This window comes from Undibacterium sp. RTI2.2 (assembly GCF_035018705.1).
In the GTDB taxonomy this organism is placed as follows: domain Bacteria; phylum Pseudomonadota; class Gammaproteobacteria; order Burkholderiales; family Burkholderiaceae_D; genus Undibacterium.
In genome coordinates, this window is record NZ_JASJXN010000015.1 from 74,560 (window position 1) to 96,258 (window position 21,699).

18 protein-coding genes are annotated in these 21,699 nt (G+C 47.5%); 4 read left to right on the forward strand and 14 right to left on the reverse strand.

The window, feature by feature from the left end; all coding sequences use genetic code 11:
* Positions 1 to 2: 2 nt before the first annotated feature.
* From QN395_RS10240 to argA, 5 genes are all read right to left on the reverse strand, one after another.
* Entirely contained in the window at positions 3 to 824 is an 822-nt protein-coding gene (locus tag QN395_RS10240) for a Crp/Fnr family transcriptional regulator (RefSeq protein WP_322119675.1), read from the reverse strand.
* 549 nt (positions 825 to 1,373) lie between these two features.
* The gene (locus QN395_RS10245; protein ID WP_322119674.1) at positions 1,374 to 2,033 is read right to left on the reverse strand and encodes a response regulator transcription factor; all 660 of its coding nucleotides are present in this window, start codon (positions 2,031 to 2,033) and stop codon (positions 1,374 to 1,376) included.
* Positions 2,030 to 3,427, reverse strand: a complete 1,398-nt coding sequence (locus QN395_RS10250; protein ID WP_322119673.1) for a cache domain-containing protein — start codon at positions 3,425 to 3,427, stop codon at positions 2,030 to 2,032. Before QN395_RS10250 ends, QN395_RS10245 begins: the two co-directional genes overlap by 4 nt.
* 153 nt (positions 3,428 to 3,580) lie before the next feature.
* Entirely contained in the window at positions 3,581 to 3,853 is a 273-nt protein-coding gene (locus QN395_RS10255) for an oxidative damage protection protein (RefSeq protein WP_322119672.1), read from the reverse strand.
* 56 nt (positions 3,854 to 3,909) lie between these two features.
* Positions 3,910 to 5,220 (reverse strand): amino-acid N-acetyltransferase, encoded by a 1,311-nt coding sequence (argA, locus tag QN395_RS10260; protein ID WP_322119671.1) that lies wholly within the window; start codon positions 5,218 to 5,220, stop codon positions 3,910 to 3,912.
* Between the two features lie 261 nt (positions 5,221 to 5,481).
* On the opposite strand from argA, the gene hrpA reads away from it, so the two are divergent.
* Positions 5,482 to 9,363, forward strand: coding sequence for an ATP-dependent RNA helicase HrpA (gene hrpA / locus QN395_RS10265; protein WP_323491941.1), 3,882 nt, complete (start codon positions 5,482 to 5,484; stop codon positions 9,361 to 9,363).
* Positions 9,364 to 9,441: 78 nt separating this feature from the next.
* Here hrpA and QN395_RS10270 read toward each other — a convergent pair whose 3' ends face one another.
* The 3 genes from QN395_RS10270 to QN395_RS10280 all read right to left on the reverse strand — a co-directional run bounded on the left by QN395_RS10270 (position 9,442) and on the right by QN395_RS10280 (position 12,835).
* Positions 9,442 to 9,795, reverse strand: a complete 354-nt coding sequence (locus tag QN395_RS10270; RefSeq protein ID WP_322119670.1) for a hypothetical protein — start codon at positions 9,793 to 9,795, stop codon at positions 9,442 to 9,444.
* A gap of 527 nt (positions 9,796 to 10,322) precedes the next feature.
* Positions 10,323 to 11,087, reverse strand: a complete 765-nt coding sequence (gene xth, locus QN395_RS10275; RefSeq protein ID WP_323491936.1) for an exodeoxyribonuclease III — start codon at positions 11,085 to 11,087, stop codon at positions 10,323 to 10,325.
* A 248-nt stretch (positions 11,088 to 11,335) separates the two neighbouring features.
* The gene (locus QN395_RS10280; protein WP_322119658.1) at positions 11,336 to 12,835 is read right to left on the reverse strand and encodes a leucyl aminopeptidase; all 1,500 of its coding nucleotides are present in this window, start codon (positions 12,833 to 12,835) and stop codon (positions 11,336 to 11,338) included.
* Between the two features lie 49 nt (positions 12,836 to 12,884).
* On the opposite strand from QN395_RS10280, the gene lptF reads away from it, so the two are divergent.
* From lptF to QN395_RS10295, 3 genes are read left to right on the forward strand one after another with little or no spacing between them, the layout of a single operon-like run.
* Positions 12,885 to 14,027: an LPS export ABC transporter permease LptF gene (lptF, locus tag QN395_RS10285; RefSeq protein WP_322119657.1), complete on the forward strand. Its 1,143-nt coding sequence runs from the start codon at positions 12,885 to 12,887 to the stop codon at positions 14,025 to 14,027.
* Entirely contained in the window at positions 14,024 to 15,154 is a 1,131-nt protein-coding gene (gene lptG, locus QN395_RS10290; RefSeq protein ID WP_322119656.1) for an LPS export ABC transporter permease LptG, read from the forward strand. The genes lptF and lptG overlap by 4 nt, the downstream gene beginning before the upstream one ends.
* 2 nt (positions 15,155 to 15,156) lie before the next feature.
* The gene (locus QN395_RS10295) at positions 15,157 to 15,531 is read left to right on the forward strand and encodes a CbiX/SirB N-terminal domain-containing protein (RefSeq protein ID WP_322119655.1); all 375 of its coding nucleotides are present in this window, start codon (positions 15,157 to 15,159) and stop codon (positions 15,529 to 15,531) included.
* 65 nt (positions 15,532 to 15,596) lie between these two features.
* On the opposite strand, the gene cobA is transcribed toward QN395_RS10295, so the two are convergent.
* The 6 genes from cobA to QN395_RS10325 form a co-directional block, all read right to left on the reverse strand.
* Positions 15,597 to 16,316, reverse strand: coding sequence for a uroporphyrinogen-III C-methyltransferase (gene cobA, locus QN395_RS10300; protein ID WP_322119654.1), 720 nt, complete (start codon positions 16,314 to 16,316; stop codon positions 15,597 to 15,599).
* Between the two features lie 15 nt (positions 16,317 to 16,331).
* Positions 16,332 to 17,672 carry a sulfate adenylyltransferase subunit 1 gene (locus QN395_RS10305; RefSeq protein WP_322119653.1) on the reverse strand — a complete coding sequence of 447 codons (1,341 nt, stop codon included), beginning with the start codon at positions 17,670 to 17,672 and terminating at the stop codon, positions 16,332 to 16,334.
* On the reverse strand, positions 17,672 to 18,607 hold the full coding sequence (gene cysD, locus QN395_RS10310) for a sulfate adenylyltransferase subunit CysD (protein WP_322119652.1): 936 nt from the start codon (positions 18,605 to 18,607) through the stop codon (positions 17,672 to 17,674). The genes QN395_RS10305 and cysD overlap by 1 nt, the downstream gene beginning before the upstream one ends.
* A gap of 73 nt (positions 18,608 to 18,680) precedes the next feature.
* Positions 18,681 to 19,430 (reverse strand): phosphoadenylyl-sulfate reductase, encoded by a 750-nt coding sequence (locus tag QN395_RS10315; RefSeq protein WP_322119651.1) that lies wholly within the window; start codon positions 19,428 to 19,430, stop codon positions 18,681 to 18,683.
* The gene (locus QN395_RS10320) at positions 19,427 to 19,960 is read right to left on the reverse strand and encodes a DUF934 domain-containing protein (RefSeq protein WP_323491937.1); all 534 of its coding nucleotides are present in this window, start codon (positions 19,958 to 19,960) and stop codon (positions 19,427 to 19,429) included. The genes QN395_RS10315 and QN395_RS10320 overlap by 4 nt, the downstream gene beginning before the upstream one ends.
* A gap of 23 nt (positions 19,961 to 19,983) precedes the next feature.
* Positions 19,984 to 21,690: a nitrite/sulfite reductase gene (locus QN395_RS10325; protein WP_322119649.1), complete on the reverse strand. Its 1,707-nt coding sequence runs from the start codon at positions 21,688 to 21,690 to the stop codon at positions 19,984 to 19,986.
* Between the last annotated feature and the right edge of the window lie 9 nt (positions 21,691 to 21,699).

A 21,699-nucleotide genomic window follows, 5' to 3' on the forward strand; every position in this document is an offset into this window, starting at 1 on the left:
GGCTATCGTTTGATTGCCGCGTTTGCCAGCATTAAATCGAAAGCATGTCTGGCGACTTTGTAGCATTCGCCAGCATGTGCTTCCAGGCCTTCTCTATCCAATACCGTGATGCTGCCGCGACGATATTTTAACAAGCCGGCATGTTGTAACTTGCCAGCGGCCTCGGTAATGCTCTCACGGCGTACACCTAGCATATTTGAAATTAACTCATGCGTTACTTTCAGCTCATTGGTCGGCAAACGATCTAACCGGTCTAACAACCAACGGGATAATTGCTGGTCTACAGAGTAGTGGCGACCAGATACAGAATTTTGTGCCATCTGTGCGAATAAGGCTTGGGTATAACGCATCATCAAAGACTGTAATTTGTCGCCTTGATTGCAAGCTTCTTTTAAGACCGACGTTTTTAAACGATAGGCGTAGCCTGTGCTTTGTACCATCGCCGTACCCATGGCACTTTCGCCCATCAGTGCAGAAATACCGACCATACCCTCATGACCGATCACGGCAATCTCTGTTACGCCACCATCTGCCAGTACGTATAAGAGCGCAACGATGGCAGTAGTTGGGAAGTAGACATAAGAGAGCTTATCGCCGTAGTCATGCAATTTTTGATCAAACGACAGATCGACAAATTCTAAGTGCGGCAAAAGGAAGGCTAATTCTTCAGCGGGCAATGCTGCCAACAAATCATTTTGAATTGGACCGATAGGACGTGGATTCAATACTGCATTGATGGCGAAATCATGTTTCAGCAAAGAGCGTTGTAAGCGTGGCGCTACATCTGCTTTGATGGAGATTTCAGTGCGCAAGGATTCAGTCATTTTTAGCCTCTCATTTAAATTATAACTTACGCAAAACCGCCCCAGCTGCGTTGCAGCGACTAGCCGTACTAAAGTACTGTCGTCGTCGCTACGTCTTGCTAGGACAATTTTGCGTAAGTCCTAAAATCACATAAGTCGTATCAAACTTGGTCAAAGTTGCTGCAAACATCAACACGTCTGGTGTCAGTGCATGAGTTGTACTTTATGTGTTTAAAGTAAGAGTTGCCATCGGAATAAGGGGCGTACTTTTGTACGCAAAGAGCCTGGGATGTTGTCAGCGTTGTCTTACAGCATACGCAGGGAGAATAGCATCAGAGATTGTTTTTGCCGAGAAAATATCTGGCGTTTTAACCTGTTAATTTAATATACTCCCATCTAAATTGTTTTAAAATAGCGCATTGTCCAATGATTATATGGACATTAAAAATATACATAGTGGTAGTATATTATTATCTTGTCTAATTATTGAACTGGTTTTATGCGCTTTTAGCACTGTATTTTGTTGCCGTGTAATGTCAGATTCTTGATTGGTGCGTGTAGGACCCAGCTTTAATCCAGCGTCTGAGTTACCTGAGTTAGCGCAAAGCGGATCAAATCTGCTTGTCCTTCAATATGTAATTTGCGTTTGATATTGAGTCTGTGCGTTTCTACCGTTCTGACACTTAAGTTGAGTTCGCGGGCGATGTGTTTATTGGATTTGCCTGTAGCGATGCTTTTGAGTATGCCTTGTTCTCTTTGGGTCAGCATCTGCGCCGCCGAGGGCGCAGCGGATTGTTTTTGTAAACCTGAGCTGAAATACCGCTTACCCTCCATCACATCATGGATGGCCGCGATGATCTCTTCTGCTGGCGCATCTTTTAAAACATAAGCACGTGCGCCAGCTTGCATGGATTGGCTGACATATTCTGCTTTCTCATGCATGGATAACATGATCACTGCGATTTTTGGATAATCCCTGCTTAACTGTGCAGTCAAACTAATACCGTTAGCAGAATTTGCCCCCAAATTGATATCCATCAGTATCAGATCAATGGGCAAGTTGGCTGCCAGTTGCAGCGCCTGCTCAGCATGAGCTGCTTCACCAATAATATGGAAATGCGGAATTGTTTCCAGCCTTGCTTTAAGGCCGTCTCTGACTAGCGGATGATCATCTACCAGCAGCAGATTGATGAATTTTGTGGTGGCCTGATCTGGCGTTGCTGTGTTCATGATGAGTTCCTTGCGATGCTGGTGATGCGGGCAATAACTTGGGTGCCGCTGGCGCTGGAATGCAATTCTAACTGGCCGTTGACGGTTGCCAGTCGCTCTCGCATATTGCTTAATCCTATACCGCGTTTGGGGTGACTGGCGATACCTTGTACGTCAAATCCGGCACCATTATCCTCGATCATTAAATCGACAGAATGTTTGTCGCCCCGTAAAGTAATCTGCACCTGTGTCACCTGGCCAGCATGTTTGTGGATATTGGTCAAAGCCTCTTGGGCGATGCGGAATAAGACCGTATTACTGATGTCGTCCAAACCATCGCAGTCGCCATCGCTTAAAAAGTTGACTGGCAGGCCAGTGTCTTGGGTAAATTCTTCGCTTAAATGCTCAAACGCTGCGGCGAGTCCTAGATCATCCAGCATTGCAGGGCGCAGATCGTGGGAGATTCTTCTGACCTCGCCTAATGCATCGTTGAGTTGGGTTGTGGCGCGCATGAATGAGGATTTAGCAGATATATTTTTAGACCCGTTCTCAGAGACGGGTTCTAATTGCTCCGCATCCAGCTTGGCTAAGCCTGATTCGATTTGCAATTTGACCGAGACTAATAACTGACTCAATCCATCATGCAGATCACGCGACAAACGGGCGCGTTCATCCTCTTGCGACCGGACTACACTTTGCGCCAGCACCTTGAGTTTTGCCTCTGCTACGCGAGATTCGCTAATGTTTAATGCCAGGCCAGAAGCGGCAATCAACAAGGCGCTGGTGATGGCAATGCCGGCAATCCAGAATAGAGTGCTTTGGCTATTTTTAGTATTTTGTACTTCGATTTTATTCAAAGCATTATTCACGTCATCGAGATAAATACCGCTACCCAGCATCCAGCCCCAGCGTTCCAACGGTATGACATAACCTAGTTTGGCGGCGACCTTGTGGGTGGAGGGTTTTTCCCACAGATAACGCACTACGCCGCCACCTTCCTGCGCTTTAGCGATCAACTTCCTGATGGTGAAATTACCCTCAGGATCTTTCATATTCCATAAGTCCTGGCCAACCAGATCGCTCTGGCGTGGATGCATCAAATTTTTGCCATGCATGTCATATACATAAAAATAACCATCATCGCCAAAATCTAGCTTGGCTAAAATTGCCTTGGCTTCTTCTTGAGTGCGGAGATCTTGTTTTTCTGCATTGTATAAATTCGATATCGCAGCAGCACCCAAGGTGACATAGTGTTTTAACTCAATCTCTTTACTCGCCAGATAAGCTTGTTCCACAGTCGTGCGCTGTTGCTCCGCAAGCAAAGTGGTCTGATAAAAAACCGCCATCGCAATCGCTGCCAAGGAAAGCAGCAGAGGGGTGATTGCAAACAGGATAATTTTTTGCCGGAGCTTCATGGATATGAATTTAATTTATTCGAAGGATAGAGTTTTAACATTAGCGCTAAATAACAATTTTAAGTGTCAATTTTAAGCATCAAGGTATATGAAAAAAGCCCCGCAAGGATGCGAGGCTTAATATGTTTTATCTGGACAGCTAAGCCGGTGGGCTTATTCAGTCGGTGGTACATAGCCAGTTGCGGCATCTGCGCCATCGCCAAAGAAATGTTTTTCCATTTGTGTTGCCAGATATTTACGGGCGCGGGTATCCGCTAAATTCAGACGGTTTTCGTTGACCAACATCGTCTGATGTTTAAGCCAGGCTGCCCAGGCTTCTTTGGACACACTTTCGTAAATTTTCTTACCGAGTTCGCCCGGATACGGAGGAAAATCTAAACCTTCAGCTTCTTTGTCTAATTTAATGCAGTGGACCGTACGGGCCATGGTAAAACTCCTATCAATCTTTTAAATAACAACCGAGGTTACAACAATGTCCCAGATTATAACTGCTTAATTAGTACCAACGATTTACGCTGCCAGTTATACATTTTTTGGCGGTTCTTCGGCAGATCATCAACGGTCGCTTTGACAAAACCGCGTTTTAAAAACCAATGCTCAGTTCTTGTCGTCAGTACGAAAAGTGAATGGAAACCAGCCCGTCTTGCCCGTTTTTCCATATGTTTGAGAATTCGTTCACCGTCGCCCTGGCTTTGCACATCGGGATTGACCGTCAGGCAAGCCATTTCTCCCATTTTTTCCATCGGGAAGGGGTACAGTGCTGCGCAACCAAAGATGACGCCATCATGTTCAATCACGGAGAAGTAATTAATCTCGCGTTCGATCAGCTCACGGCCGCGTTTGACCAGTGTACCGTCGGCCTCTAGAGGTTCGATCAGTTTGATAATGCCGCCGACATCTTCAATCGTGGCTTCGCGCAGGCTTTCCAGATTTTCATAACTGACCATCGTACCGACGCCATCATGCGTAAACAACTCTAGTAAGGCAGAACCATCCAGTTTGTACGGCACGATATGCACCCGAGGCACGCCACTGCGTGACGCCTTTACAGCGTGTTCCAGATAAAACGAAGAATCCGCCGGCAGATAATTCGCTTTGATTTCTTGCTCAGCCTGTACCGATGACAGCTCGCGCATCTCATCATTATCTTTGTCGAGCATCATCGGTGTTTCGCTGATAAAGATGAGCTTATCTGCCCTCAGTGCGGTCGCTGTTGCAACCGCAACATCCTCCATGGTCAGGTTAAATGCTTCACCAGTCGGCGAAAATCCCAGTGGACCAAGCAATACCAGACTCCCAGCACCCAGAATGGCATGGATGGTCTCGTAGGCGACTTTGCGCGCAATCCCAGTCAAGCCAAAATCAACACCATCCACAATACCAATCGGTTTAGCAGTGACAAAATTACCAGAGATAATCCTGATCGCGGAGTGTGCCATTGGCGTATTTGGCAAACCTTGGCTAAACGCAGCCTCAATATCCAGTCGCAACTCTCCTGCAGCCTCTTTGGAGCATTCCAGTGCTGCAGTGTCCGTGATGCGTATGCCGTTGTGAAATTTGCCTTCCACACTGCGCAGGGCCAATTGTTCTGCTACTTGCGGTCGTGAGCCATGCACGATGACAATTTTGATCCCCAGTGCATGCAAAAGCGACAGATCTTGCGCCAGTACAGGCAAAGCGCCCGCCATAACCAGTTCACCGGGGAAGGCGACCACAAAGGTTTTGCCACGGAAGGCGTGAATATAAGGCGCGACTGAGCGCAGCCATTGAACGAATTGAACAGGATTTTCCATGGGCAGATTATAATGCGCTCCGCTATGTCTGCTAATAATTCATCCAAAAATTCTCCCAAAAAAGCCACGACTGATTTACGTCAATTGCGTGATAGCCTGCGTCAGGCTCAACAAGTGCACCAAGAAGTGAAGCCAGACGCGGTTAAAATCCCCGCTGTGCCGCCACCAAAGCCAGTCCAGCCTGCGCAAACTCACCCAACGACCTCAGATCTTCGAAGGATTGCTCCGCCTACTAAAACTAGACAGGGTGAGAAAGCCGCTATGCGGGAGCAAGTGCTACCGTTCCGCAACCCGCCGCCGGTCATTACTTACCCCGAAGAATTACCAGTTTCCGGCAAACGTGCCGAAATCGCTGAGGCTTTACAAAAGCATCAGGTCATCATCGTTTGTGGTGAAACCGGATCGGGCAAGACTACCCAGTTGCCAAAGATTTGTCTTGAGCTGGGACGCGGTCTGAACGGCTTGATTGGTCACACTCAGCCACGTCGTATTGCGGCCTCATCAACGGCCAAACGGATTGCGCAAGAGTTAAATTCGCCACTGGGTGAGCATGTTGGCTTCAAGGTACGTTTTAATGACACTTTGACCAAGGGTGCCTACGTCAAACTGATGACGGACGGTATTCTGCTGGCAGAGACGCAGACTGATCCGCTGCTTAGACAATACGACACGATCATCATCGATGAAGCGCATGAGCGCAGCCTGAACATCGATTTTCTGCTTGGTTATCTCAAGCAGCTACTACCCAAGCGCCGTGATCTGAAAGTTATCATCACATCGGCGACGATTGATGCGCAGCGCTTTGCCAATCACTTTGCTGAAGATTCTGCCAATCCGGCCGGATCGGAGCCTAAGCCAGCACCGGTGATAGAAGTATCCGGTCGCTTGTATCCGGTAGAAGTGCGTTATCGGCCAGTGCAAGAAGATGAAAAGGATAAAGAACGCGACCTGATGACAGCGATTACGGATGCGGTCGATGAGTTGTGTCGTGTCGGGTCTGGCGATGTACTGGTGTTTTTGCCAGGAGAGCGCGAGATCCGCGATGCTGCCGAAGCCTTGCGCAAACATCATCCAGACCATGTAGAAATTTTACCGCTGTTTGCCCGCTTGTCGGCGCAAGAGCAAGAGCGCGTATTCAAGGTCAGCAATGCGCGACGCATCGTGCTGGCGACAAACGTCGCAGAGACATCGCTGACGGTGCCTGGCATTCGCTATGTGGTTGATACCGGTCTGGCACGCGTCAAACGTTACAGCTACCGCAATAAGGTCGAGCAATTACAGATCGAGCCTGTTGCCCAGTCTGCGGCTAATCAGCGCGCAGGTCGTTGCGGCCGTGTCGCTGCGGGTGTCTGTATACGTTTGTATGAAGAGACCGATTATATCCAGCGGCCAAAATTTACAGAACCAGAAATTCTACGCTCGTCCTTGGCTGCTGTGATCTTGCGCATGAAGTCGCTGCATTTGACCGACGTTGAAACCTTTCCGTTTATCGAGCCGCCGCCCGGTCGTGCCATTGCGGATGGCTATCAGTTGCTGCAAGAATTAGGCGCGATGGATGAGGGCAATCAGCTCACGCCTACCGGCAAGCAACTCGCTAAATTACCGCTCGATCCCCGCGTCGGACGCATGATTCTGGCAGCGCGTGATCATCATGCGTTGAGCGAAGTACTGATCATTGCTGCCGCTTTGTCGGTACAAGACCCGCGTGATCGTCCGATGGAGGCGCAAGCTGCAGCGGATCTCGCTCACAAAAAATTCGCGGATGAAAAATCAGAATTTAACTCGTATCTCAAAATCTGGAAATGGTTTGAAGACGCGATAGAGCACAAAAAAACCAATCGTCAGTTACAAGATAATTGCCGCGCGAATTTTCTCTCGCAAATGCGGTTGCGGGAGTGGCGCGATGTCCATAGTCAATTGCTGACGATCGTGAAAGAACAAGCATGGCGCATGAATGAAGCGCCAGCGACGTATGAACAATTACACATGGCGCTGCTGACTGGTTTGCTTGGTAATATCGGCTACAAGTCGGATGAAGAGGCACATTATCTGGGTGCACGCGGCATCAAGTTTTATATCTGGCCGGGTTCTACTTTAGCGAAGAAGGCAGGACGTTGGGTGATGGCGGCAGAGCTGGTCGACACCACGCGTTTGTATGGCCGCTGCATCGCCCAATTGCAACCAGAATGGCTGGAGAAAATCGGCGGTCATCTACTGAAAAAATCCTACGGTGAACCCCGTTGGGAAAAACGTACCGGACAAGTCTCCGCATTCGAACGTGCAACTTTGTATGGCCTTGTGGTGTATAGCCAACGGCGTATTCAATATGGTTTGACGCATCCAGCCGAGGCACGTGAAATTTTTATCCGTGATGCGCTGGTCGGTGGTGAGCTGGATACTCGTTTGCCTTTCTTTGCACACAACCAAAAGCTAGTGCGCGAGATTGAAAACTTAGAGCATAAATCCCGCCGCTTGGATGTATTGGTGGATGATGAGTTGATCGCAGCGTTCTATGACAAATATATTCCTGCTGGTGTGTACAACGCTGTATTGCTGGAACAATGGCATAAGGACGCAGTGAGGGAAAATCCCAAGCTGCTGCACCTGAACAAAGATGAATTGATGCGCCATGAGGCAGCAGGCATCACGACGGATTTATTCCCTAAAACGATGCAAGTAACGGGCGTCGCGCTGCAACTCAGTTATCACTTTGAACCAGGTAGCCCGCGTGATGGTGTTACGTTAAGCGTGCCCTTGTTCTCATTGAATCAAGTATCTGCGGAGCGTAGCGAATGGCTGGTGCCCGGTATGCTCAAAGAAAAAGTGCATTTGCTGATCAAGTCTTTGCCGCAAAAAATCCGTCGTCATTGTGTACCGCTGCCAGATTATGCATCAGGTTTTTGTGAGCGCAATGAGTTTGGTACCGGTAATTTAATCGACGTGGTGATCGCAGATATCCGTGAGCAAACAGGTTTGCTGTGTAAAACGACGGATTTTAAGTCTGAGACTCTGCCGGTTCATTTGACGATGAATTTTAAGGTGGTTGACGAGCACGGCCGTCAGTTAGAAATGGGACGTAATCTGTCGACCTTACGCGCCGAGTTTGGCGGACAAGCGAGGGAGAGTTTTCAGCGAATTGCTTCTGCTGAAAAATTAGCCTTGTTGGAGTCCAGTAGCAATACGTCTAATGTGAAGGCGGTCGCTGCTCCTAATACTCATGCTGCAGCGAGCCGTACTCAAGTATCGTCCGCGACGTCAACGGCAAAAGCTAGCACGGTACAGCAAGCAAAACTGCAAGAGAATTTGACCGCCTGGACTTTTGATGAACTGCCAGAATTGCTCGAAGTACAACAGGGTAAACAAACGCTGATCGGTTATCCAGCGTTGGTTGATAAGCTCACGCATTGCCATATCGAGGTCTTCGACGATCCTGATGAAGCAGCTCGTGTGCATCGTACAGGCATGCGGCGTCTGTTCGCTTTGCAATTGAAAGAGCAAGTCAAATTTCTGGAGAAAAATATCCCGGGTTTGCAGCAAATGGGTATGCAGTACATGGTCTTTGGTTCGCAAGAAGAGTTACGTGACCAGATTATTCAGACCGCGATCGAACGGGCTTGTTTACAGCATCCTTTACCAAGTAATTCTGGTGAGTTTAATAAGCGCAGAGAAGAGGGCAAAGGGCGCTTAAATTTACTCGCCAATGAAATCGCCAGACTTGCCGCACTGATTTTGACCGAATATCATGGCTTACCAAAAAAACTGCAAGGCATTAAAGCGCATGCGCTTGCCGAGAGGGATTTGCAAACACAGCTGCAACAACTGATCAGCAAACGCTTTATTGCTGAGAATGACTTCACACAGTTGTCGCATTTTCCGCGGTATCTGAAAGCGATCACAGTACGCTTAGAAAAGTTGCGGGCGGACCCGGCACGCGACGCCAAATTGCTGGCTGAATGGAATAGCGTTGCCCAGCCCTGGCAAAGAATGCCGCGTAAATCGGGTGCCGATGCCGATCCTAAATTGACTGAGTTCCGTTGGTTGTTGGAGGAGTTGCGAGTCTCTTTATTCGCCCAAGAGTTGCGTACCCCGATGCCTGTGTCAGTCAAGCGCTTGCAGAAAGTGTGGGAGAGTTTGCAGCGCTGATGATGTGTAGACCGAAATAAAAAATGCCGACTTTTGTCGGCATTTTTTATTCATCGGTTTTTTTTAACTACTTTTTGATCAAGTCGATTTTTTTCTCAGGATCAGACTGACGATGGCGATCACGATCAGTATGGGCAATAAGGCAGGAAGAATCGCCAACAAGATCGCGCCGGCAATCACTGCAAATAACAACACCAAAAATATCGACACACCCGCCAGTACGACGCCTGTAATGCCAATGGCAAAAACCACCGCCAGTAGCCCAATCATGACGCCGCCTGCCGCGATGCCAACCCCTGCAAAACCGTGGACGGATTCGCCATCGATCATGATTGACGAGGTATCCATTGAAAAATAGGTAGCGCAGATCAGAGCCAGGATCGTCGCTAAAACGCTAAAAGTGACGAGGTAGTTGCGTGTGGAGTTTGTCATGATGGCACCCTTAAAAAATCGTTAAGAACATCAACATCTTCTGTGTTGATGCGATGAGTGCATGATAGGCAAGCAGCTGGCGATGCTCAATTCACTTGCGACAGACTGCAAGAAACGTGGTTTCAATGGAAATTGAGCAAGATGAGCGGGGCGAAAGAATGTTGAGTCGAGTCGGTGGCCAAGCGGATATTCGTATAAGTCGGGAATCATTCGTCAGTGATTTATTTCCGACCAGGATTTACTTTTGCAGGCGTAAATTCGACATTATTTTTATATACTCCCCTATATTTTTATAGAATATGCCGTATTGTCCAATGATTATATGGACACTCTATATATACTAATTAGGAGTATATATTAAGCCGAGATTTTCCTTTCGATGCACGAGAGGTGCCATTTGATTGCTGACGATGCGTTTCTGGTCATTTTTGACGTTCTTCGTTGCCCGGCTCGCCATGAGCGCCGTATTTACAACAAACTCGCGTCAAAATTATCTTGAAAAGCGCATCCGTCATCAGCTCAAATCCTCAATCCAGGGTTGCAATCACCGGTGCGTGGTCAGATGGTTGCTCCCATTTACGCGGTACTTTGTCGATGACGCAAGCGGTGCAACGTGCTGCCAGCGGCGCCGACAACAGAATATGGTCGATACGCACACCTTTGTTCAAGCGGAAACCCAACTGGCGATAATCCCACCAGCTAAAAGATTTATCTGCCTGTTCAAACATTCTGAAACTGTCTTTCAGACCCAGATCAACCAATGCTTGCAACGCGGCGCGCTCCGGTGGAGAGACTAAATTCATCCCTTCCCAAGCAGCGGGATCATGCACGTCCCTATCTTCGGGGGCAATGTTGTAGTCACCCAGCAACGCTAATTGCGGATATTGTTGTAACTCTTGTTGTATCCATTGATGCAGTGCGGCGAGCCAGCTTAATTTGTAGGGATATTTCTCCGAGTCCAGCGCCTGTCCGTTCGGCACATACGCACAAACGATGCGTACCCCTTCGATCGTGGCGGCAATGATGCGTTGTTGCTCATCAGGGAACAGCGGATTGTTTTTCTGCACATCGCTGATCGCATGGCGCGAGATGATGGCGACGCCGTTGTAGGTTTTTTGTCCGGTAAAAGCCACGTGATAACCCGCAGCCTCAATCTCCGCCTGTGGAAATTTATCATCCGTGAGTTTGGTTTCTTGTACGCAGAGTATATCGACGGGATTGCTCTCTAGCCAGGTCAATACTTGCGGTAAGCGAACCTTAAGGGAGTTAACATTCCAGGTGACTAATTTCATGATGGATATCCTGCTACAAGGTTAGGTGGTTGGTGTGGTTGGCGTAATGTTGACGTTGTCTGACTACAGAGTTATTAATGAGTCGAAAAACGCTAAGTTTAACGAAGACCCTAAGTGCTAAATAAAGTGCAAAATAAAATGCTAAATAAAAAGCGTGCAATGCTAAGGCAAGGCACGCTTTTCGTATTTTCGTTCAAACTAGGGAAGACGTTATTTTCTCAACGAACTCCCTTCAAGCTCCGACGGATTTAGCCAGCACGATTGATTAAGAACATTGTCAGCAGAGGAACTGGGCGACCAGTAGAGCCTTTGGCTGCACCTGATTTCCATGCTGTACCAGCGATATCCAGATGCGCCCAAGTATATTTCTTGGTGAAGCGTTCAAGGAAGCATGCTGCAGTAATACTGCCGCCAGCCGGGCCACCGATGTTCGCCATATCAGCAAAATTCGATTTCAGTTGCTCGTTATAAGCTTCTTCAATCGGCATACGCCATGCGGTATCACCGGTTTGTTTACCAGCGGTCAGCAATTCAGTCGCCAGCGCATCGTGTGCCGCGTCATGGCGTGTGAACAAGCCAGTGTTGTGATGGCCCAAAGACGTGACGCAAGCGCCGGTCAGTGTTGCGACGTCAACTACGGCGGATGGCTTGAAACGCTCGGTGTAAGTCAGTGCATCGCACAAAATCAGACGACCTTCTGCATCCGTGTTCAAAATTTCTATCGTTTGACCAGACATGGATGTAACGATATCGCCCGGACGTGTGGCGCTGCCAGAAGGCATATTTTCGCAAGTTGGGATGACTGCGACGACATTCAGCTTCAACTTCATTTCGCCAATCGCACGCATGGTGCCGAGGACAGAAGCCGCACCACCCATGTCGTATTTCATTTCATCCATACCAGCGCCGCCTTTGAGAGAGATACCGCCAGAATCAAATGTAATGCCTTTACCGACCAGCACCGTTGGCGCATCTTTGGCTTTGCCGCCCATGTGTTTTAACACGATGAACTTTGGTGGTTCGACAGAGCCATTGGTGACTGACAGAAAGCTATTCATTTTGAGCGCTTGCAATTGCTTGCGATCTAATACTTCTATGCCCATTTTGTAATCGGTAGCGATTTTTTTCGCTGTCGTTGCAAGATAAGTTGGCGTGCAGATGTTGGGAGGCAAATTCCCCAATTCTTTGGTTAAATCCATGCCGTTTGCCAGCGCAATGCTTTGTGCCAGGGCATTTTTTGCAGCAGTTGCTTCTGCTGCATCAACACCGAAAGCGACTTTTTTAACGCCAGTGCTTGTAGTATCTTTTTTGCTTTTGAGGCCGTCAGCACGGAAAATCGATTCGTGGAAGGCGATGACAGCAGTCCGTATTGTCCAGGCAGTATCGCGCTCTTTAACGGATGGCAGAGCTACTGTTGCGTCATTTGCGCCGAGGTTTGCCAGCGCACGTGCGGCTGCATTTACCGCCTGCGTAAAGGCTTTTTCTGATATGGTAACGTCTTCTTCGCCCAAACCAACGAGTAATATGCGTTCTGCTGCAATATTTGCAATATTACGTAGCAATAATGATGAGCCAATTTTGCCAGTGATATCGCCGGATTTGAGTGCTGCAGCGATCTCGTCTTCGCTATCTAATGCGGAAGCTGAGGCGGATAATTTTTTGTTTTCGAATACGCCTACAACTACGCAGCCAGTTTTGGTGGCATTCACAGTGCTTTTGGCGTCGAATGTTTTTATGCTAAAGTCCACGTATTACTCCTCTTTGTAAGTCTCGTAAAAAACGATATTATAACCCTCCATGATTTTTCAGCGCGCGCTTCGACGTGAATTACTCAGTGCCGCAGGCGCTGTCTTCACGATTCTCTTCACTATCACTGTTACTTGGATGTTGATCAAAATCCTCGGCCTCGCCGCCGGTGGCAAAGTCGCATCAGCAGATGTGGTGCAATTAATAGGATTTTCTGCCTTGCAGTATCTGCCTATTTTATTAATTTTGACCGGTTTTATTTCGGTCTTAATGGTCGTAAGTCGATCTTATCAAGATTCCGAAATGGTAGTCTGGTTTGCATCAGGTGTAAGTTTGAGCAAATGGGTTACTCCAGTCTTACTGTTCGGTTTACCTATTATTGTATCGACTGCGGTACTTAGTTTAGTCGCTACACCATGGGCAAATCGTCAAAGTACAGAATTGAAAGAACGATATGAAAAGCGAGAAGATATCGCAAAAGTGTCCCCCGGGAAATTCCAGGAGTCTGCGTCAACTGACCGCATCTTTTTTGTCGAAGGTGTAGCAGGCGATCTGAGTAAAGTGCAAAATATTTTTATAAATACCTTCACTAATGGACGGTCCAGCATCGTGGTTGCCAAGGAAGGCAAAATGGAAATAGATGCCCATGGCGATAAATTTCTATTGATGAGTCAGGGACGCCGTTACGATGGCTTAGCTACGGAGCCAGATTTTCAGATGATGCAATTTGAACGATATGGCATTTTAGTTTCTGCGCAGACCACGGCAGAAATGGGCGACAAATCGGCGAAGTCACTCCCTTTAAAGCAGTTGTTAGACAACCCGACCAACTTCAATCGCGGTGAGTTATTGTGGAGAGTCTCTTTGCCTTTGATGAGTATCGTTTTGTTGTTGATGGCTATCCCGTTGGGATTTGTTAATCCAAGGGTAGGTCGATCCGCGAACGTGATTGTGGCTCTGTTACTCGTGATTATGTATTTGACGTTCGTTAATATTATGCAAGCAACTGTTGTTCAGGGACGTTTCAGTTTTGGAAAAGCGTGGTGGCCACTGCATTTATTCGCGATAATATCGGTGATGTTGATGTTGTCGTGGCGTTTAAATGTCAACAGCAACTGGCATCCTTCAGTGCTATGGTCAAAAGCTAAATTTGCGTTGCGTCGCAAAGACCATCAACAACAGAGCGCACTATGAGAGTTTTACAGCGTTATTTTGGCGTAGAGATTATTCGCTCTGTCCTGTTTGTGATGGTGGCTTTGCTGGCTCTTTTTGCATTTTTCGATCTAATGGGAGAACTTCAGTCGATCAACAACACTGGTTATCGGCTGCAACAGGCTGTGCAATATGTATTGCTAGGTTTGCCTGGTTATCTTTATGAATTTATGCCAATTGCCGTCTTGATTGGCACCATCTATGTGCTTGCTCAATTCGCATCTAACTCTGAATTTACCATCATGCGGGCAGCTAGTATGTCTACCGGAATGGTTGGCAGCATGCTGGCAAAAATTGGTTTGTTATTTGTCGTGATTACTTTTGTTTTTGGTGAATTTGTCTCGCCCGTGACTACCAAGCTGGCTGAAAAAATCAAACTCAGTGCACTAAATAGTTCTGTGACCCAAGAATTCAGGTCTGGTTTGTGGACGAAAGATTTGCTGCGAGAGCATGGGTTAACTGGCAACGTGATTGGGTCTCGTTTTTTAAACGTGAAACAAATCCTGCCTAAGGGACAATTGGTCGGAGTTAAATTGCTAGAATTGGATCAGCAATTCCATTTAAGTACAGAAATTTTGGCAGAAAATGCTGAATACATGGGCGGCAATGTATGGCGCTTGTCCAATGTCAGTCAAACCTCGTTTCCAAAAAGTTTATCCACACCGGATATTGCCGCTGTATCTAACAAAAAAATGGCAACGATGGATATTATTTCAGAGATTACGCCTGATATTTTATCCGTGCTATTTGTAGATCCAGACCGGATGTCGGCATTTGATTTGGCCGCTTACACCAAGCATCTTGCGGACAACAAGCAAGGCACCAAACGTTATGAAATCGCCTTTTGGAAAAAGTTAACCTATCCGTTTGCCACACTGGTAATGATGGCCTTGGCTCTGCCATTTGCTTATCTGCATGCGCGAAGTGGTGGTATAAGCTTAAAAATATTTAGTGGCATCATGATTGGCTTGGTGTTTTATCTCACTAACAGCCTGTTCTCCCATGTTGGCATGTTAAATACCTGGCCTGCATTGGTGACAGCCTTAGTACCTAGCATCATATTTTTAATACTGGCAATAATTGCACTCTGGATGGTGGAAAGACATTAATCGTGACGATCAAAAAACAAGCTCAGATTTTATTCGCGCATGGTGCACGTGATCCACGTTGGGCAGCACCTTTTCAACGCTTGCAGCAAATGACTCAGGCTAGTTTGCCCGGTGTCACGGTTGCCTTGGCGTTTCTAGAGTTTATGACGCCGAGCTTGCCAGATTTGGTCAAGCAGATGGTAGACAATGACATTACAGAAATAAGCATCGTGCCTATTTTTTTGGGGCAGGGCGGTCATGTTTTGCGTGATTTGCCGATATTGCTTGATCAGCTAAGATCGGACTATGCGGGCCTGACGATCAAGGTCGCAGAAGCTGTCGGCGAAGACGCCATGGTGTTAGCTGCAATTCGTGACTATTGCATTAAAGTGATGTAATTTAAGGTATGGTCGGACTAGATGTGTGGCTAGAGTCAGGGCTAGCGGCAGGCTCAGATTCTGGGCTAGGTTTGGCCGAATCTGCTTCTCATCGCTTCACCTATCATCACCAGCACCGGTCCTTCGCGATCGCTAAGACCATCCTCTAATTCTTTTAATTGCAGTCGCAAAATACGTTCATTTGGACGACTGCAATTTTCTATCACGACGACTGGTAAGTCCGGCTGATAGCCTGAAGCCAGCAATCTCTGTGCTGTTAATGCAGCTTCTTTGCCGCCCATGTATTGAATCAAGGTATCGCATTCTGGTATGCGAGTATCTGATGTTTCGCCCGGTGCTGTGCTTGAGGTAAAGAAAGCAACGCTGCGGGCGATGCCACGTTTTGTCAACGGCTGGCAGGCGCTGGCTGCGGCGGCAACGGCAGTGGTGATGCCAGGCACAATGGCATATTCAATACCCGCTTGCTCCATAGCCGTAAGCTCTTCATCGGCACGCCCAAACAACATAGGATCGCCGCCTTTAAGACGCACCACAAGGCTGTAGTGCTGTGCACATTCAAGGATTTGTTGATTGATTTGCGATTGTGCGGCAGAGCGTTGGCCACTACGTTTACCGACTGAAATTTTTACCGCTTGCGGGCAAAGTGCCAGCATTTCTGGCGTTACCAGGGCATCATGCAAAACAACCTCTGCTTGCGCCAGCAGGCGAGCACCGCGTACGGTAATGAGGTCAGCAGCACCGGGGCCAGCACCAATTAAATAAACTTTGCCGCCCGGTTTCTGCATAATAGTTTTGTCAGCTTAGACTGTAGATTCAGTTAATTTGATCATACCAGCCGCCACTGTCTGGTGGGTCACTTCATCAATTAAAATAAACGCACCGGTCGAACGCAAATCATCGTAGGCATCGACTGCCAATGGCTGCGCCACGTTGATCGTGACGGTAGCTATATCATTGAGTTTTAGCGTTGTTGCGGTGCGTCGCTCCTGCGTGTTGATATCTAATAAGGTATCAATCGCCGTTACCTTTGCCGCTACTTGTTTGGTCGTGTGTTTAATCCAATATTTGCGGCCAATATCCATCGCATCTTCTGATAACCAGCACAAATCGGCTTGCAATGTTTTAAGCTGAGTTGCGGGGCGACTAGCAGCGGCCAGCATGTCACCGCGTGAAATATCCAGATACTCGTCCAGCAAGATCGTCACAGACTGACCAACCACTGCAAATGGTAAAGAACCATCCAATGTCAAAATCTCTTTGACGGTCGCAGATTGTCCGCCAGGCTGTACTACTAATTTGTCACCGACGCTGACTTTCCCAGCTTCGATTCGACCCATATAGCCACGGAAATCATTGGCTTCGTGACCGTTATGACGCGCTACCAGTTGTACCGGAAAACGGAACGGCTCGTCATGGCAATCGTCATACACGCTGAGTGATTCCAGTAACTCAATCAAGGTCGGGCCTTGATACCAAGCCAGCTTATCACTCGCCGTAACGACGTTATCACCAGCCAACGCAGAGAGCGGAATCGGGTGAATATCTTTCAGGCCCAATTGTTGTGCGAATGTTTGGTAGGCAGCGACGATGCGATCATAAACAGTTTGGTCGTAATTAACCAAATCCATTTTATTTACAGCAACAACCACATGTTCGATTTGCAGCAAGTGCGCAATAGCCGAGTGGCGTTTGGTTTGTGTGAGTAAATCCACGCTGCCGTCATCACCTAATTTGACCTTAGAAACGTCAATCAAAATGATCACAGCATCAGCGGTGGATGCGCCTGTCACCATATTGCGTGTGTATTGCTCATGTCCCGGGGTATCAGCAATAATGAACTTGCGCTTAGGCGTTGCAAAATAACGATAAGCAACGTCGATCGTAATACCTTGTTCACGCTCGGCTTCTAAGCCATCGGTCAGCAAGGATAAGTCAATGGTGTCACCGACAGTACGTTTATGTTTGGCACGCGACATGGCATCTAACTGATCAGCAAAAATACCCTTACTGTCGAAGAGTAAGCGACCAATCAGCGTACTTTTGCCGTCATCAACTGAGCCTGCGGTGATGAAGCGTAGTAGCCCGCGTTCTCTGGTAGCGTCAGCTAAAATGGGTGCCACAGCCGTATTCAAAGTAGCCATTAGAAATATCCTTCTTTTTTACGTTTTTCCATTGAGGATTCTGATGTCTGATCATCCATGCGGGTTGCACCGCGCTCAGTGATTTGGGTAATCGCTGTCTCTGCAATGATGGCATCTACTGTCGCAGCGTCGGATGACACTGGGCAGGTGCAAGAGATATCGCCGACGGTACGGAAGCGGACCACTTGTGTTTCTACCGTCTCGCCATCGCGTGCTGGTGTCAACTCTGTCAAAGGGACTAATAAGCCATTGCGTGGAATAACCTGACGCTCATGAGCAAAATAAATGGATGGTAATTCCAATTTTTCACGTGCGATATATTGCCAGACATCCAGCTCGGTCCAGTTAGAAATAGGGAACACACGCATGTTTTCGCCAGGATGGACGCGAGTGTTATACAGGTCCCACAATTCTGGTCGTTGCGCTTTTGGATTCCATTGACCGAACTCGTCGCGGAAGGAAAATATCCGTTCTTTTGCACGCGCTTTTTCTTCATCACGGCGCGCACCGCCCATACAAGCGTCAAATTTATGTGCCGCGATGGTTTCCAGTAGTGTCACAGCCTGGGCTGCATTACGAGAATCGGTTAAGGGATTCCGTAATCGTACGGTGCCGCGTTTGATTGAGTCTTCCACCGATCCAACAATCAATCGCTCACCCAGTTCAGCTACTTTCTTGTCGCGGAAAGTGATGACCTCGGCAAAGTTATGACCCGTATCAATATGCACTAAAGGGAAGGGGAATTTGCCCGGGCGAAAAGCCTTCTCTGCGATACGCAGCATCACAACAGAATCCTTGCCGCCAGAAAATAGTAAGGCAGGATTAGCGCACTCAGCAGCGACTTCACGCATGATATGGATGGCTTCGGATTCTAGCCAATCCAGATGGCGATTACTCGCTGCATCGATAAATTGTTTTTCCACGACTGTATTCATAATCTTCTTTTGACTGTTGGGCTATGACTTTTGAATTACTACTGCTTAGCTATCACTATTTATTTATCTATCTTCAGGCAACAGATTTAATTCTGATGAGCTTGCCATCAACCACATGTAAACCACATTCTTTTGATTCAGGATTTTCCCACCACCAGCGGCCTGCGCGTACATCCTCACCAGGCGTAATTGCGCGAGTACACGGCTCACAACCAATTGATGGATAGCCTTTGTCATGCAAAGGGTTATAAGGCACATTATTACTGCGAATATAGTGCCAGACATCTTCCTCTGACCAATCGGCCAAGGGATTGAATTTTTGCATACCATGCGCCGCATCATCTTCTTGTACAGCGAGTTCTGTACGCGTTGTTGCTTGAGAACGGCGCTGTCCTGTCACCCATGCTTTATTGCCAGATAATGCGCGATTGAGTGGTTCTACTTTACGGATACGGCAGCATTCTTTGCGCATTTCTACGCTATCGTAAAACGCGTTTAAACCATTTTGCGCAACGTAATTTGCAACTGCTTCTGGTTCAGGCTTAAATAAATGAATCTCAGAGCCATAGACTTCTTTGATCTTGTCTAGCATGCCCAACGTTTCTGCATGCAAGCGACCTGTTTCAAGCGAAAAAATACCGATGGCAAGTTTGTTGCGCAAGATCAGATCGGTCAATACCATGTCTTCTGCCGCCAGACTAGAGGCAAACACAGCCGGGGAAAATTCTGTAGCGATGCGTTGTAGCGTGGCCTTAGTGTCTAACAATTTATCCGATAATTTACCCGACAATTTATCGGCTAGCTCATTTGTAAAATCGCTCATATGTGCTCCGTAGTCCTATGCTCACGACGGAATAGCGGGTTCTTCTCATCCCATGAGGTCTGATACTTTTCGCTGAAGTCAGTCAGACCTTTGATCGCGTCTTGAATACTGCGATCTTCACGCGTTGCAAAGGCATTAAATCCAACACGCTGCATATAAAATAACTGGTCACGTAACACATCACCGATTGCGCGTACTTCACCTTTAAAACCAAAACGTGATCTTAAATTGTAGGCAATCGAGTAACCACGGCCATCCGAAAATTTAGGAAAATCAACTGCCACTAACTTGAACAGTGATAGATCCTCTTTTAATTCCTTCGCTTGTTCATCACTACCAAACCAGATGGCAATATCTTGCGATTCTTGCTGACGTTTAGCCAATGATTCACGTTGCAATTGCCATACTTTTAGCGGCACAATGACTTTGCCCGTTGGAATGGCGACAGCATCTGGCGTCTCGCCCTCAGCTAGGCGTAATACTGCCCAGTCGTCCTGAACGATGGTCTTATCTTTGATTATTTCACGCATATAAATTCTTTCTCAAAAATAGATCAGTACGACACTGCCGCACCAGCATCTTCGCCGTAATGTTCCAGCGTTTTGATCGGTGTGGCATAGACATATTCTTTAAACGGCACAATACCTAAACGCTGAGCGGTATCAATAAAACGTTCGTTCTCAATACGGTCACGTAAATACACTTGGATAATACGTTCGATCACCTCTGGCATTTGTCCAGCTGAGAACGATGGGCCGATGATTTTGCCAATCGCGGCTTTGTTGCCCTGCGCACCACCAATCGAGACCTGGTAAAACTCGCTACCATCTTTGTCCACACCCAAGATACCAATATTGCCGACGTGGTGATGACCGCAGGCATTAATACAGCCCGACATATTGAGTTCTAAATCACCGATATCATGCAGATAGTCGAGATCGGCGAAACGGTCTGTAATATCGAGCGCAATCGGAATTGACTTTGCATTTGCCAGCGAGCAGAAATCACCGCCCGGGCAGCAAATCATATCGGTCAATAAGCCAACATTCGGTGTTGCCAGTCCATGCGCTTTTGCTTCTTGCCAGAGCGCGAATAAGGCAGATTCCTGTACATCAGACAGCACGATATTTTGTTCATGTGTGACGCGTAGTTCAGCGAAGCTATAACGATCTGCCAGATCCGCCATAAAATCCATTTGCTCCGCAGTTGCATCACCTGGCGGCACGCCTGGCTTTTTCAATGACAAGACTACGCTTGCATAGCCCGCAACTTTATGTGGTTTGACATTACGTTTTACCCAATTAGCGAAGGCTTTATTGTCTTGCTTATGTTGTTCATAGCTAGCATCAGTTGCAGGCAATGTGGAATACGCGGGCGTACTGAAGTAAGACGCAACACGCTGCAATTCTTCTTTTGTCAGAGTCGCTGGACCATCCTTTATGTCGGCCCATTCCTCTTCTACTTGCTGGGCGAATACATCAGCGCCGATGGCTTTTACCAGGATTTTGATACGCGCTTTGTACTTGTTGTCACGGCGACCGTATTGGTTATAAATACGCAGGATCGCTTCCAGGTAAGTCATCACGTGTTGCCACGGCAAAAACTCACGGATCACGCTGCCAAGTATCGGTGTGCGACCCATGCCGCCGCCAACCATAACTTTAAAACCGACTTCACCTTGTTCGTTATGCACCACCGTTAAGCCGATGTCATGCACTGCGATGGCAGCACGATCTTCTAAGGAACCATTGATGGCGATCTTAAACTTACGCGGCAAATACGCAAACTCGGGATGGAAGGTTGTCCACTGACGCAAAATTTCTGCATAAGGACGTGGATCAATGATCTCATCCGCAGCAACGCCGGCAAATTCATCCGAAGTGATATTGCGCATACAGTTACCGGATGTTTGAATGGCGTGCATTTCTACCGATGCCAGTTCTTCTAAAATGGTCGGCGTTTCTTCCAGTGTGATCCAGTTGTACTGGATATTTTGACGTGTCGTAAAGTGGCCATAACCGCGATCGTATTTACGTGCGATGTGGGCAAACTTACGCATCTGGGTAGAAGACAACATGCCGTAAGGTACCGCTACACGTAACATGTAGGCGTGGCGCTGCATGTATAAACCGTTTTGCAAACGCAGCGGTAAGAACTCTTCTTCCGTCAACTCGTTCGACAAGCGGCGACGTACTTGATCGCGGTATTGAGCGATACGTTCTTTGATAATTTGATGATCGTGTTGATCGTAGCGATACATTGTGAGGTC

Bases quoted from the DNA above. Each gene is read 5' to 3' on its own strand.
- QN395_RS10240 (WP_322119675.1), bottom strand. From the start codon at position 824: ATGACTGAATCCTTGCGCACTGAAATCTCCATCAAAGCAGATGTAGCG.
- QN395_RS10245 (WP_322119674.1), bottom strand. From the start codon at position 2,033: ATGAACACAGCAACGCCAGATCAGGCCACCACAAAATTCATCAATCTG.
- QN395_RS10250 (WP_322119673.1), bottom strand. From the start codon at position 3,427: ATGAAGCTCCGGCAAAAAATTATCCTGTTTGCAATCACCCCTCTGCTG.
- QN395_RS10255 (WP_322119672.1), bottom strand. From the start codon at position 3,853: ATGGCCCGTACGGTCCACTGCATTAAATTAGACAAAGAAGCTGAAGGT.
- argA (WP_322119671.1), bottom strand. From the start codon at position 5,220: ATGGAAAATCCTGTTCAATTCGTTCAATGGCTGCGCTCAGTCGCGCCT.
- hrpA (WP_323491941.1), top strand. From the start codon at position 5,482: ATGCGGGAGCAAGTGCTACCGTTCCGCAACCCGCCGCCGGTCATTACT.
- QN395_RS10270 (WP_322119670.1), bottom strand. From the start codon at position 9,795: ATGACAAACTCCACACGCAACTACCTCGTCACTTTTAGCGTTTTAGCG.
- xth (WP_323491936.1), bottom strand. From the start codon at position 11,087: ATGAAATTAGTCACCTGGAATGTTAACTCCCTTAAGGTTCGCTTACCG.
- lptF (WP_322119657.1), top strand. From the start codon at position 12,885: ATGATTTTTCAGCGCGCGCTTCGACGTGAATTACTCAGTGCCGCAGGC.
- lptG (WP_322119656.1), top strand. From the start codon at position 14,024: ATGAGAGTTTTACAGCGTTATTTTGGCGTAGAGATTATTCGCTCTGTC.
- cobA (WP_322119654.1), bottom strand. From the start codon at position 16,316: ATGCAGAAACCGGGCGGCAAAGTTTATTTAATTGGTGCTGGCCCCGGT.
- QN395_RS10305 (WP_322119653.1), bottom strand. From the start codon at position 17,672: ATGGCTACTTTGAATACGGCTGTGGCACCCATTTTAGCTGACGCTACC.
- cysD (WP_322119652.1), bottom strand. From the start codon at position 18,607: ATGAATACAGTCGTGGAAAAACAATTTATCGATGCAGCGAGTAATCGC.
- QN395_RS10315 (WP_322119651.1), bottom strand. From the start codon at position 19,430: ATGAGCGATTTTACAAATGAGCTAGCCGATAAATTGTCGGGTAAATTA.
- QN395_RS10320 (WP_323491937.1), bottom strand. From the start codon at position 19,960: ATGCGTGAAATAATCAAAGATAAGACCATCGTTCAGGACGACTGGGCA.
- QN395_RS10325 (WP_322119649.1), bottom strand. From the start codon at position 21,690: ATGTATCGCTACGATCAACACGATCATCAAATTATCAAAGAACGTATC.